Below are 12,244 nucleotides of genomic sequence, written 5' to 3'. Positions count from 1 at the left end.
CGTTACTCGCGATGATAAGGATGGTTGTTATTTAAGCTCCAGCCTCGGTATAGGCTTTCGGCAACAATAATACGCACTAAAGGGTGCGGCAACGTTAGGTTAGATAACGACCATTTTTGCTCAGAGGCGGCAATGCACTCAGGGGCTAACCCTTCAGGGCCACCAATAAGCAAACTAACGTCGCGGCCATCGAGCTGCCATTTTTCCATATTTTTAGCAAGCTGGTGAGTATCAAGTGGTTTACCTGTTACTTCTAGAGTAACAATACGATTACCTTTTGGAATAGCGGCTAAGGTTTTTTCACCTTCGGTATGTAAAATGCGTTTAATATCGGCATTTTTACCGCGTTTACCGGCCGGAATTTCTATTAACTCAAGCGCCATATCTTTAGGAAAACGGCGTTGGTACTCTGCAAATCCGGTTTCCACCCACGCTGGCATTTTTGTGCCAACGGCGATCATTTGTATTTTCACGTAATACTTCCAAGCTCAATTAAAAAAGAGTGGCGCTTAGCCCCACAGTTTTTCTAGATCGTAATAGCTACGTGCGTGATCTTGCATCACGTGTACAACTACATCACCTAAATCTACCAGTACCCATTCGCCTTCGTCTTGACCTTCGTAACCTAAAGGTTCTTCGCCAGCGTGGCGAGCTTCTTTTGCTACGTTATCAGCAATTGATTGCACATGACGCTTAGAAGTACCCGAACACACAACCATGTAATCGGTAATGTCTGAGCTGTCACGTACGTCAAGTTGTACCACGTCGCGTGCTTTCATATCGTCAATTTTGTCTAGTGCAAAGGCAAGTAGTTGTTTCGAATCCAAGGTATTGTCTCAATTTTAAATTTAATAGCGTGCATTTTAACATGCTAGGGGGTTTTAATCATCACTTTGATAAAGCTGGTGTTGCTTAATGTAGTGACTGACAGGTTCGGGTAATAGTTCATTATTTTTATTGGATTTTTTTAATTGCTCTCGAATAGTGCTTGAGGCGGCATCAAGGGTTTCACCTGGTAAAAAATAAAGCTTACCAAAGTTGTGTGTGGCAAGTTGCTGTGGCGCTTCAGTGTGGGCATTGCTGATATAGCTTTTAAGCGCTTTATTTGGGTTACACGTTTGCCCCGGGCGTTGGTATACAACAATATGGCAAAGCTGTGTAATGGCCTGCCATTCGTACCATTTGTCGAGGTTATTAAACGAGTCCATGCCCATTAAAAAAAGAATGGGCGTATCTGGGTGCTCTGCTCTTAGTTCTTGTAAACTCAACAATGAATACGAGGGCCCACTACGATTAAGCTCTCTTAAATCAAGTGCAAAATGAGGGTAAGGGGCTATAGCGGCATTGAGCATGTTAATACGGTGCGCTGTAGTTATACCCGGCGCAGCTTTGTGCGCGGGTAGAGCACAGGGCATAAAATATAACGTAGATAAGTTAAATGTATTTACACACTGCGAGGCCATATTGAGGTGGCCTAAATGCACAGGGTCGAAGGTGCCGCCAAAAATTGCAATCATGTTAAAAATCTTTAGTTAAGTGCGTGGCAAGGCATTGGAATATCAAGCGGCTGGCAAAACTTAATACAAATATGGGCAAGCGCTTGGTAAGGCGCAATTAAGTTACCTTGTTTGTAGCTTGAATCAAACAGTGCAAGCTCACTGCTTATTTGCTCAAGGGTATTAATATTTAAGCGGTTAATCGCATTTTGCACTGGGCCTTGCTGGTTTTTCCAAATACCATTTTTTTTAAATAACTGTGCGATAGGCTCGCCACTTAAAAGCCCTTGCTGAATAGTGAGCAAACTGGTGAGCTCTTTATTTATAGCCCACAAAATACTCACCACTTCGGTGTTGTCGCTGGCCAGTTTATTAAGTACTTTAATTGCTTGCTTGGCGTGACCATTTAATAGGGCATCGCTTAAGTCAAAAATATCAAACTTGGCTTGATTTAATAGCCCTTGCATCACTAGTTGCTGGGTTATTAAGGCATTACCATGCAGTAGCGAGAGCTTTTCGAGCTCCTGAAAGCACGCTAACAAATTGCCTTCGGTGGCGTTAATTAAGCTCAGTTTTGCTTCGTTTTGCATATTCAGAGAAAGGCGCGCTACTTGGTCATCTAACCAGCGTTTTAAATGGTTTCCTGCAAGCGGGTAGCACGGTACAAATACACCGTGTTTATCGAGCGCTTTAAACCAAGCGCCACGTTGTACGTCTTGGCTGGCTTTAGCCCCTTTTACAATTAAAATGGTGTCGGGATTGATTAAATCGACTATTTTTTTAAAGGCATTACTACCTGGGGTGCCAGGTTTTTGTTGGTTTAAATCAAGCTCAATAATAGTGCGCGCGCTAAACAAAGACATGCTTTGATATTGAGCTATAATTTCTTGCCAATCAAACCCTTGCATTAGGGTAAATTTTATTATCTCATCAAAGCCTTGGGCTTTTGCCGTGTCGCGTATTTGCTGCACACATTGCGCTTCTTGAAACGGTTCTTCACCAAACACTAAATAAAAAGGTTTTAAACCTTTATTTAATTCACTCGGTAACTGATTAGCATAACAGCGCATTATAGTTGCGACAGCTCTCTAACAATACGACGACTGGCTTGCTGACGAATTTCGCTAATAAGCAGCTCAAGCTCTTTTGCTTTTGCAAGCGCATGATCGGGGTCGTCTTGGTAGTTACGATAAAGCTCAAAGCGTTTTTCAATGGCTTTCTCGCCCGGGCGTTTAACAACATAGCTAACCCCGTAGGCAAGCTCGTATTCAGCCACCTGACCATTTTGAAACAACGATAAGGTTTGGCGCTCAATGCTTTCTTTGCGTAAGTACAGCTGGGCAACATTTTTAGCCGAAGGCGTCAGTTCTACGTTACTGGCTTTAAGCTCTTTTTCAAGGTTTAAAAATAACGATGATTTTTCATCATCACCTTTAAGTGTAAGCGTTTTAAGGTTATCAGGCAGGCTAGAGGCTTTCTTTAAATGAAAGCCACAGCTAGATAACACAAAACACATTAGCACTAAGGCTAATGTGTTTTTAAGGGTGTTAAAGCTAACCATTTAGTTAGCTACCACATTAAGTAGTTTACCCGGTACGTAAATAATTTTACGAATGGTTGCACCATCAGTAAATTTAGTTACGTTAGACTCAGCAAACGCAAGTGCCTCTACCTGCTCTTGTGTGGCATCGGCGGCTACAGTTAGCTTAGCGCGTAGTTTGCCATTTACTTGTACGATGATTAATTTTTCATCTTCAACAAGGGCAGACTCATCAACTTTAGGCCATGCTGCATCTAAAATGTCGCCCTCTTTACCAAGATCTTGCCATAACTGGTGTGATAAATGCGGTGTAATTGGCGCAAGCATAATAAGTAGGGCTTCTAAAGCTTCGTTAGCAATGGCAACATCTTGCGTATCGTTTAACGGCGCTTTTAATAACTTATTTGAGAGCTCCATAATGGCAGCAATTGCAGTGTTAAACGTTTGACGACGCTCAATATCATCGCTCACTTTTGCAATGGCTTTATGTAGCTCACGACGCAGTACTTTTTGTGGGTTACTAAGCGCTGATTTATCAAGTGCTTGGTAGCCAACTGTTTTCACATCTACTGCGTATTTCCAAATACGTTTTAAGAAGCGGTGCGCGCCTTCTACGCCTGAGTCTGACCATTCAAGCGTTTGCTCTGGTGGTGCGGTAAACATCATAAATAAACGCACAGTATCTGCACCGTATTGGGCAATTACTTCTTGTGGGTCTATACCGTTGTTTTTAGACTTAGACATTTTGCTCATGCCCGATGAGAACACAGGTTCACCATCTTCTTTGTGCCATGCTTTCGTTACGCGGCCTTTTTCGTCAGTTTCGGTATTTACATCGCTTGGCGAAATCCATACGTCACCGCCTTTTTCATCTTTACGGTAGAACGTTTCGGCAAGTACCATGCCCTGACAAAGTAAGCGATCGAATGGCTCGTCTGAATTTACTAAACCAAAGTCACGTAATAACTTATGGAAAAAACGCGAGTACAATAAATGTAAAATAGCGTGCTCAATACCACCTATGTATTGGTTTACTGGTAGCCAGTAGTTAGCTGCTGCTGGGTCTAGCATGCCTTCGTCATGACGCGGGCTACAGTAACGTGCGTAGTACCAAGACGACTCCATAAAGGTATCAAAGGTATCTGTTTCGTGTGTTGCTGGTACGCCATTTACCGTTGCTTTTGCCCATTCTGGGTCTGCTTTGATTGGCGAAGTAACGCCATTCATAACTACATCTTCTGGTAAACGTACTGGCAGCATTTCTTCGGTGGCGGCTAATTCGTTACCGTTTTCGTCGCTCAGCATTGGGATTGGTGAGCCCCAGTAACGCTGGCGGCTAACACCCCAGTCGCGTAAGCGGAAGTTAACTTTGCGCTTACCTACACCCAGTGCTTCTAGTTTGTCGGCAATAGCGTTAAATGCGCCTTCAAAATCAAGGCCATCAAATTCGCCAGAATTAACTAACACACCTTTTTCAGTGAATGCTTCTTCTTTTAGATTTACTTCAAGCTCTGAGCCTTCAACCGGTGCAATTACTTGTTTTATGTCTAGGCCGTATGCTGTGGCAAATTCATAGTCGCGTTGGTCGTGTGCAGGTACTGCCATAACCGCGCCTGAGCCGTAATGCATTAATACAAAGTTAGCAACCCAAATTGGTACTTGCTCGCCCGTTAATGGGTGAGTCGCGTAAAAGCCGGTTGCAATGCCTTTTTTCTCCATTGTGGCCATGTCTGCTTCGGCAACTTTGGTGTTTTTGCATTCTTCAACAAACATTGCAATTGCATCGCTGTTTTTAGCGGCTTCTTGTGCAATAGGGTGGCCACCGGCAACGGCTAGGTAAGTTACACCCATAAAGGTATCTGGGCGGGTAGTGTATACGCTAAACTTTTCGTTGTTGTCGGTACGTGTAAACTCAATGTCTAACCCTTCAGAGCGACCAATCCAGTTGCGCTGCATGGTTTTAACTTGCTCAGGCCAGTCTTCTAGCTTGTCTAAATCGTCTAAAAGCTCTTGTGCGTAGTCGGTAATTTTAATAAACCACTGTGGAATTTCTTTTTGCTCAACCACTGCACCAGAGCGCCAACCACGGCCATCTATTACTTGTTCGTTAGCAAGTACAGTTTGATCAACCGGATCCCAGTTAACCGTCGACATTTTTTTATACACTAGGCCTTTTTCGTAAAGCTTAGTGAAAAACCATTGTTCCCACTTGTAATACTCTGGGTGACAGGTTGCAATTTCACGATCCCAGTCGTAACCAAAGCCTAGTTGCTTAAGTTGTTTACGCATGTAATTAATGTTTTCGTATGTCCACTTAGCTGGCGCTGTTTTGTTTTTGATAGCGGCGTTTTCTGCAGGTAAACCAAACGCATCCCAACCCATTGGTTGCATTACGTTTTTGCCTTGCAGGCGCTGGAAACGAGAAACAACATCACCAATGGTGTAATTACGCACATGACCCATATGCAGTCGGCCACTTGGGTATGGGAACATAGAAAGACAGTAATACTTTTCTTTGCTCTCATCTTCGGTGACTTTAAATACCTGGTTTTCTTCCCAGTAACTTTGGACTTTTGACTCTATGTCTTGCGGGTTATATTGCTCTTGCATCTATGATTCCAGACTTCTTGCAAACTAATAAAAAATTGCCGATAGGATACCCCAAATAAAAGCCTAATCACAGCGTATAAGCACGGTTTTGTTAAAATCTCACTTTCAGTGCAGGTTAACCTATACTTATCTATGTTAAAGGCCAACACGCCCTTGATTTTGATGGAGTATAAAATGGCAGATTATAAAACATGGCTTAACGAGCTCACCACGTGGTTAAAAGATGTAAAAGATCACGAAGTAAAAGATGCAATGACCCGATTTGTTGAATCTGAGCAAGCACTTAAAAACCTAGGAAAAGAAAAATACGGACTCTATAAAAGTTATTTGCAGCGTGACATAGAACACGTTCAAGAAAACGAATCGCACTATAATTCGCTTGCATGGCAAGAGCTTAAAGAGTCGCTATGGTATGAACTTTCGCACATAGAAGACAAAACCCAGCTTGAATGGCAGTCTCTTAGCCAAGATTTTAAGCACAATGGGGTGTACCACGCTGGCGAATGGATAGCCATGGGCACATTAGTATGTAAGAATTGCACCCATAGTTTTGATATTTATCACGCTACACAAATTACACCGTGCATTGAATGTGATGGTATTTATTTTAGCCGTAAGGCATTACAACCCTAAATATATGTATTAAGTGGCTTGTAGGCCACTTAATTCGCCCAAAGCCAGCGAGTATGTTGGTACAAAAAGAAGTTAGAATGACGAAAAAACTGCTGCCATTATCTGTTTCACAGCTCGCTCCGAGCATTTCTACTAATCACGTTAGCACGTGTATGAGCAATCCATACCCAGAGCAACTTACCTTTATAGGGCAACAACGTGCCCAAAGTGCCCTCGACTTTTCATTAGGAATGGATTTACCCGGTTATAATGTGTATGTAATGGGTGAGGCCGCCCATGGCCGATTTACACTCGTAAAAGACAAACTTAAACAACACGCAAAAGATCGCCCCACACCTAACGAGTGGTTGTATGTTAATAACTACGACGACCACCGCGAGCCGATTGCGCTATTTATGCAAGCGGGGCAAAGTAAGCAATTAAGTGACGACATAGACTCATTTTTAGATGAAGTACTCGACACCTTTCCGGCAGCTTTTGATAACCCAGCTTATCAACGCAAAAAAAAGTCAATCGAGAGCGAGTTTAACGATGCTTACGACAGCGCTATCACCGCAGTAGAAGAAATGGCGCTTGAGCAAAGCGTAGCGCTAATAGAAGAGAAAAACGCCGTAGGTTTTGCACCTTTAGTTGATGGTAGGCAGTTAAGCGATAACGAATTTGCCGCTCTAGATGAAGCGCTCCGCGATGAGTTTTTTGAAAAAATAGAAAAACTAGAAGATGCCTTAATTGAAGCGCTAATTGAGCTGCCACGCTGGAAACGCGAATCAAAAGAAAAACAGCGTAACCTTAAAAAAGCCACAGCCGAGCAAGCAACTAAGCCGCTATTAAAAGACTTAGAGCATAAATACGCTGCACATATTGGTGTTCTGCGCTACTTAAAAGACATTCGCGTAGAAATAATTGACGCAGTACTTGAATGGCTAGACGACGAAGATGAAAGCGAAGAAAGCAAAGAAGACTTTGATCGTAAAGGCATGCTTACCGACTTTTTTGCGCCTAACATTTTAGTTGAATTTAAAGAAGACGATGCCGCACCTGTGGTGTATGAGCCAAACCCAACCTTTGGCAATATATTTGGCAAAATTGAGTATTCAACATCGCAAGGCTCGCTTATAACTAGTTACCGCTCTATACAGCCTGGTGCATTGCACCGTGCAAATGGCGGCTACTTAATTATGGATGCCGAAAAAGTGATGGCCAACCCGCAAGTGTGGGATGGATTAAAGCTTTCGCTTAAAACTCACCAAATTAAAAACGACCTACCATATCAAGACAGTTCCGTAGGCAGCAGTTTTACGCTGCGCCCGCAATTAATTCCTCTTGATGTAAAAATTATTTTATTAGGCTCGCGCGATTTGTATTACACCATAGGTGAGTACGATGAAGAATTTGCAGAGCTGTTTAGAGTACTTGCCGACTTTGATTACTATTTACCTAGTAGCGATAAACTTCAGTACCAATTTATTACTAAAGTGAGTGAGTACTGCCAGCAAACGTTAAAGTGCACAACCACAGAGGCCGCCATGGTGCGGTTACTTAAATTTAGCTACCGCCAAGCAGAGCACCATAATAAATTATCGGCGCGTTTTGCCGATGTACTTGAATTGGTGGCTGAGGCCAGCTTTTACGCTAAGCAAGATAAGCAAACACTGATTGATGCGCATCATATTGATGAAGCCATTGAAGGTAAGCAGTACCGCACCGGCCAAATAAGCGAAAACATGCTAAGCGATATAAAAGAAGGCCACACGCTTATAGCCACACAAGGCCAAGCCATTGGTAAAGTTAACGGCTTAACAGTGCTGCACATTGGCGATACATCGTTTGGTACACCCGCGCGTATTACCGCCACCGTATACGCTGGCGCCGATGGTGTAATAGATGTAGAACGCGAAGCCGAGCTAGGTAAAGCAATTCACTCAAAAGGTGTAATGCTACTTACCGGTTATTTAGGTAACAAATACGCCCAGCACTTTAGCTTAACGTTAAGCGCTAATATAGCTATAGAGCAAAGCTACGGTTATATAGATGGCGATAGCGCCTCACTTGCTGAGTTATGTGCGCTTATTTCGGCTATTACCAGTTTACCAATTAGCCAGTCTATAGCCCTTACAGGCTCTATTAACCAACACGGTGATGTGCAAGCCATTGGTGGTGTAAACGAAAAAATAGAAGGCTTTTTTAAGCTGTGTAAAATGCGCGGCTTAACAGGCGAGCAGGGCGTTATTATTCCTAAATCAAACCAAGTTAACTTAGTACTTGATGATGAAATACTTGAAGCGGTTGAGCGTGGTAAATTTAATATTTACGCAGTAGAAACGGTAGACCAAGCACTTAACTTATTAATGGATATTGAGGCAGGCGATATTATTGACGGGCAATACCCAGAGGGTTCTGTTAATGGTATTGCTTTAGCACGCTTAAAAGACATAGCCGACATAGTTAATGGCGATAGCGAAGAAGATAAAGAAGCCGATGAAGATGAGGACAAACACTAAATGATCAATATAATTTTAGCGGTGATCATCGCTATATTTTGTTTTTTAATTTTTCAAAATAGTAAAAAAGCAAAGCAACAAGCTGGCATTAACGCGCAAATTGAAGCCGACTACCTTGTCGCTAACGCAAAATTAGAGGGCGTAATAGAAACCGCTTCAGGCCTACAGTACAAAGTGCTGCACAAAGGTGAAAGCGAAAATACACCTAACCCTACTAGTAAAGTAAACGTGCATTACCATGGCACGTTAATAGATGGCACCGTATTTGACAGCTCAGTAGAGCGTAAAACGCCAATAAGCTTTGGTTTAAATCAGGTTATTAAAGGCTGGACCGAAGGCTTACAACTTATGAGCCCAGGCGATAAATACATATTTTATGTACCGCATCAGTTAGCCTACGGTGAAAAGCGAGTGGGCAGTATTCCACCCGCATCACTGCTTATTTTTGAAGTAGAGCTTTTGGCTATAGAGTCTTAACTCAGGCGCTGAGTGTTATAAATTTTATAAAACCCGCTAACTTATCAGCGGGTTTTTTATTACGTGTATTTTAAGTTATTTAATATTAATACTTATTCGCTTAATTAAGTATTATTGTTCATTGGTATCACTTTGATTATTTGGCCACCGTTGCCATAGAAAGCTTATTAAGTACCACAGCTATTTTGTTAAGTGTTTCTTCGCAGCCTTTTATATTATGACGTTCTTGCAAATAAGTGGGGCTATTATAGGCAAGCCAAACTTGGCCATTATTATCTTGAGATATATGAACTTTTTGCGGTAAATCTATCGCCACACTTTGCTGGCACTGCATCAGCGGTGTACCTACCTTTGGGTTACCAAAAAGAATCACTTCACTTGGCGCCAATTCCATATCAACATTTTGAGCATTTTTTTGATGGTCTACCCGTGCAAAAATGGTTATCCCTTTGCTATTGGCTATTTTTTCAAAACGGTTAGCCGTTTCCTTTACAGAATAATTACTTTGAAAATGCACTAAGCTGTCATTGGCACTCACCACGCATGTGGGTAATAGTAAAATAATACCTAAAACTAGTCGGTTTAACATAGTTTGCTCCTCATAAAAACGGCTTATAAAGCGTATGAAAAATACACACTATCTGAGTTCTTTATTTGGTTCAACACTGCGCAAAGGGGATTTGTGTAAAACATCAGCACACACATTTTTAAGTACCTACTTTAGTTGCGATTAATTCGAAAAATAAGGATGAATATGAAATTATTTGCATTGCACATGGTAATGATAGTCGTTATCATTCGCGGTGTTTTATACACCTCTTTCCAGGATCAATATGTTTAACCAAAAATACTTGGCGCTGAGTATTGCTGCGTCTTTTTCTGCTTTTTCTAATGTGGCATTTGCCGAGCAAAATAACGAAATTGAAACAATAGAAGTAACAGGGCGCGCTCAGCAGTTCTACCTTGAAACCGAAAGTAAAATTGGGACTAAAACGGATTTAGATCTTATTAAATTACCGCAATCTGCGCAGGTATTAACCGAGCAACTTATTATTGACCAAGCCGCGCGCGATATCACCGATTTATACCGCTCAATAGCTGGGGTAAGCGAGTACAGTTATTCGGGTGTTACTTTTCGTGGTTTTAGAGATGATGCCAATGTATTTTACGATGGCGTACGTGGTGACCCGTACTCGGGCTTTGGTGTACCGCAATTATTTAATGTAGCGCGTGTAGAAGTATTAAAAGGCCCAGCCTCTGCGTTATATGGTGGCGGTGAGCCTGGCGGTATGATCAACTACGTAACTAAAAAGCCAAGTTATACGCATAGTAAAGAGCTAAAACTAACGCTTGGCAATTACAACACACACGGCGCATCACTCGATATGACCGGCGGTTTAACCGACACCATGGCATACAGAGTAGGTGGTTATTACGAAGAGCAAGACAGCTTTCGTAATAATGCAGATTCAAAAAACAGTGAGTTTACCGGTGGTTTATTATTTGATTTAACCGATTCAACCACGCTCACCACCACTGTTGATTACATCAAACAAGACTTAGGCGGTAACCGTTTACGTGGTGTACCGGTAGATGACAACGGCAACTTTTTGGTTGACCCTAGTTACAACGCAAATGAAGCATTTGATTACCAAGACATGGAAGCGTTAGTGCTGCAAGCTGAGCTAAAGCATTACTTTAATGCTGATTTTTCTGTAAGTAGCACACTGCGTTACATGGATAACGAACGCGACCAAGCCTACCATGAGTCGCAAAGCTGGGTAGATGTAAACGGCGATGGTGAAGCAAACATTGATGACGAAACCATTAAACGCGAATACCGTAAGCAATACCGCGCCAACGAAGAAACAAGCTTAACCACCGACTTTGTTTACAGCTTTGAGCAAGACCAATTAACACACCAAGTATTATTTGGCGGCGACTACCACATAGTTGATACCGAGTACGATTACTTACGCGCCCGCTATGAAGCAGACGGCGTGGCTAATTTAAACATATTTGACTTAAATTACGGCGAAACCGACCCAAGTACTTATAACCTTACCGACATGAACCGCGATGGTGTTGAAACCGACCGTTTTGGCGTATACGTACAAGATGTTGTAAGCATTAACGATCAGTGGACCGTGATTGCCGGCCTGCGTTACGATTACTTTAAAGAGCTAAATAAAGAAACTGGTTACAGTTACTCTGATAACGATGTAACGCCGCGAGTGGCTGTTACATACCAACCCGTTGAAAATACATCGGTATACATAAATTACTCAGAAAGCTTTAACCCCGCATCGTCGGGCGACCAAGAAGATGTAGAAGGCGAGGGTGACTTAACCCCAGAGACCGGTAAACAAACCGAAATTGGTATGAAAAACCAATGGCTTAATGGCAAAATTATGAGCACTTTTGCACTTTACCAAATTAATAAAGAAAACGTAGTAATGAGTAACCCAGACGACACGGGGGCGGGCGATGGCATTGCAGCGCTTTTAAATATTGGTGAAGTAGAAAGCCGTGGGTTTGAAACAACGCTGGTGGGCGATTTAACCGAGTACTGGACACTCACCGCAAACTACGCCTACAACGATACACTAGTTGTTGAAGGTGTAACGGGCGATACCATTTCAAGCACCTACGGTGACGGTACTCGCTTTGCTAATGCGCCGCGTCACCAAGCTGGTTTATGGTCGCGCTTTGCGCTTGATAGTATCGACTCGTCTATAGCATTTGGTGCTAATTACGTAAGCGAGCAAATAAGCCAAGATGGCCAAAAAGTAAAACCCTTTACCGTATTTGATATGAGCTGGACTACTCGCTTTGACGATGTGTTATTAAGCGTAAATCTTAATAATATTTTTGATAAAGAATACGCTGTAAGTGGCTTTAGTGAGCGTAACGGCCACTTCCCAGGCAGCCCACGTGAAATAGTAGGCCAAGTAACCTATAAATTTTAAAGCAATTTAAGCGCGAGC

General features: G+C 42.4%; 11 protein-coding genes. 4 read left to right on the top strand and 7 right to left on the bottom strand.

Features of this window, described 5'->3' with window-relative positions; genetic code table 11:
- Positions 1–2: 2 nt before the first annotated feature.
- From rlmH to leuS, 6 genes are read right to left on the bottom strand one after another with little or no spacing between them, the layout of a single operon-like run.
- Positions 3–473, bottom strand: a complete 471-nt coding sequence (rlmH, locus tag AN391_RS02665) for a 23S rRNA (pseudouridine(1915)-N(3))-methyltransferase RlmH (protein WP_004585918.1) — start codon at positions 471–473, stop codon at positions 3–5.
- Positions 474–509: 36 nt separating this feature from the next.
- Positions 510–827: a ribosome silencing factor gene (rsfS, locus tag AN391_RS02660; RefSeq protein ID WP_024033760.1), complete on the bottom strand. Its 318-nt coding sequence runs from the start codon at positions 825–827 to the stop codon at positions 510–512.
- A gap of 54 nt (positions 828–881) precedes the next feature.
- Entirely contained in the window at positions 882–1,517 is a 636-nt protein-coding gene (gene nadD / locus AN391_RS02655) for a nicotinate-nucleotide adenylyltransferase (protein WP_055013962.1), read from the bottom strand.
- A gap of 11 nt (positions 1,518–1,528) precedes the next feature.
- Complete coding sequence (gene holA / locus AN391_RS02650; protein WP_055013961.1) at positions 1,529–2,566, bottom strand: DNA polymerase III subunit delta; 1,038 nt, start codon at positions 2,564–2,566, stop codon at positions 1,529–1,531.
- On the bottom strand, positions 2,566–3,057 hold the full coding sequence (gene lptE, locus AN391_RS02645; protein ID WP_055013960.1) for an LPS assembly lipoprotein LptE: 492 nt from the start codon (positions 3,055–3,057) through the stop codon (positions 2,566–2,568). The genes holA and lptE overlap by 1 nt, the downstream gene beginning before the upstream one ends.
- Positions 3,058–5,646 carry a leucine--tRNA ligase gene (leuS, locus tag AN391_RS02640; RefSeq protein ID WP_055013959.1) on the bottom strand — a complete coding sequence of 863 codons (2,589 nt, stop codon included), beginning with the start codon at positions 5,644–5,646 and terminating at the stop codon, positions 3,058–3,060. It abuts the gene before it with no gap.
- A 174-nt stretch (positions 5,647–5,820) separates the two neighbouring features.
- Here leuS and AN391_RS02635 point away from each other — a divergent pair, with 174 nt between their 5' ends.
- The 3 genes from AN391_RS02635 (at position 5,821) to AN391_RS02625 (ending at position 9,257) form a co-directional block, all read left to right on the top strand.
- On the top strand, positions 5,821–6,279 hold the full coding sequence (locus AN391_RS02635; protein ID WP_055013958.1) for a zinc ribbon-containing protein: 459 nt from the start codon (positions 5,821–5,823) through the stop codon (positions 6,277–6,279).
- A 77-nt stretch (positions 6,280–6,356) separates the two neighbouring features.
- Complete coding sequence (locus tag AN391_RS02630; RefSeq protein WP_235576182.1) at positions 6,357–8,780, top strand: Lon protease family protein; 2,424 nt, start codon at positions 6,357–6,359, stop codon at positions 8,778–8,780.
- On the top strand, positions 8,781–9,257 hold the full coding sequence (locus AN391_RS02625) for an FKBP-type peptidyl-prolyl cis-trans isomerase (protein WP_055013956.1): 477 nt from the start codon (positions 8,781–8,783) through the stop codon (positions 9,255–9,257).
- Between the two features lie 136 nt (positions 9,258–9,393).
- On the opposite strand, the gene AN391_RS02620 is transcribed toward AN391_RS02625, so the two are convergent.
- Positions 9,394–9,846 carry a DUF302 domain-containing protein gene (locus AN391_RS02620; protein WP_055013955.1) on the bottom strand — a complete coding sequence of 151 codons (453 nt, stop codon included), beginning with the start codon at positions 9,844–9,846 and terminating at the stop codon, positions 9,394–9,396.
- Positions 9,847–10,090: 244 nt separating this feature from the next.
- Between AN391_RS02620 and AN391_RS02615 the strand changes: the two genes are divergently transcribed.
- On the top strand, positions 10,091–12,226 hold the full coding sequence (locus tag AN391_RS02615) for a TonB-dependent siderophore receptor (protein WP_055013954.1): 2,136 nt from the start codon (positions 10,091–10,093) through the stop codon (positions 12,224–12,226).
- Positions 12,227–12,244 lie beyond the last annotated feature (18 nt).

Origin of the sequence: Pseudoalteromonas sp. P1-13-1a, from assembly GCF_001401875.1 — a bacterium.
Taxonomy (GTDB): Bacteria; Pseudomonadota; Gammaproteobacteria; order Enterobacterales; family Alteromonadaceae; genus Pseudoalteromonas.
Note: the sequence above shows the minus strand (reverse complement) of the source record. Positions and strands in the feature narration are given on the sequence as shown.

Excerpts from the sequence above, each read along its gene's own strand:
- nadD (WP_055013962.1), bottom strand. The coding sequence starts at position 1,517 with ATGATTGCAATTTTTGGCGGCACCTTCGACCCTGTGCATTTAGGCCAC.
- holA (WP_055013961.1), bottom strand. The coding sequence starts at position 2,566 with ATGCGCTGTTATGCTAATCAGTTACCGAGTGAATTAAATAAAGGTTTA.
- lptE (WP_055013960.1), bottom strand. The coding sequence starts at position 3,057 with ATGGTTAGCTTTAACACCCTTAAAAACACATTAGCCTTAGTGCTAATG.
- leuS (WP_055013959.1), bottom strand. The coding sequence starts at position 5,646 with ATGCAAGAGCAATATAACCCGCAAGACATAGAGTCAAAAGTCCAAAGT.
- AN391_RS02635 (WP_055013958.1), top strand. The coding sequence starts at position 5,821 with ATGGCAGATTATAAAACATGGCTTAACGAGCTCACCACGTGGTTAAAA.
- AN391_RS02630 (WP_235576182.1), top strand. The coding sequence starts at position 6,357 with ATGACGAAAAAACTGCTGCCATTATCTGTTTCACAGCTCGCTCCGAGC.
- AN391_RS02625 (WP_055013956.1), top strand. The coding sequence starts at position 8,781 with ATGATCAATATAATTTTAGCGGTGATCATCGCTATATTTTGTTTTTTA.
- AN391_RS02620 (WP_055013955.1), bottom strand. The coding sequence starts at position 9,846 with ATGTTAAACCGACTAGTTTTAGGTATTATTTTACTATTACCCACATGC.
- AN391_RS02615 (WP_055013954.1), top strand. The coding sequence starts at position 10,091 with ATGTTTAACCAAAAATACTTGGCGCTGAGTATTGCTGCGTCTTTTTCT.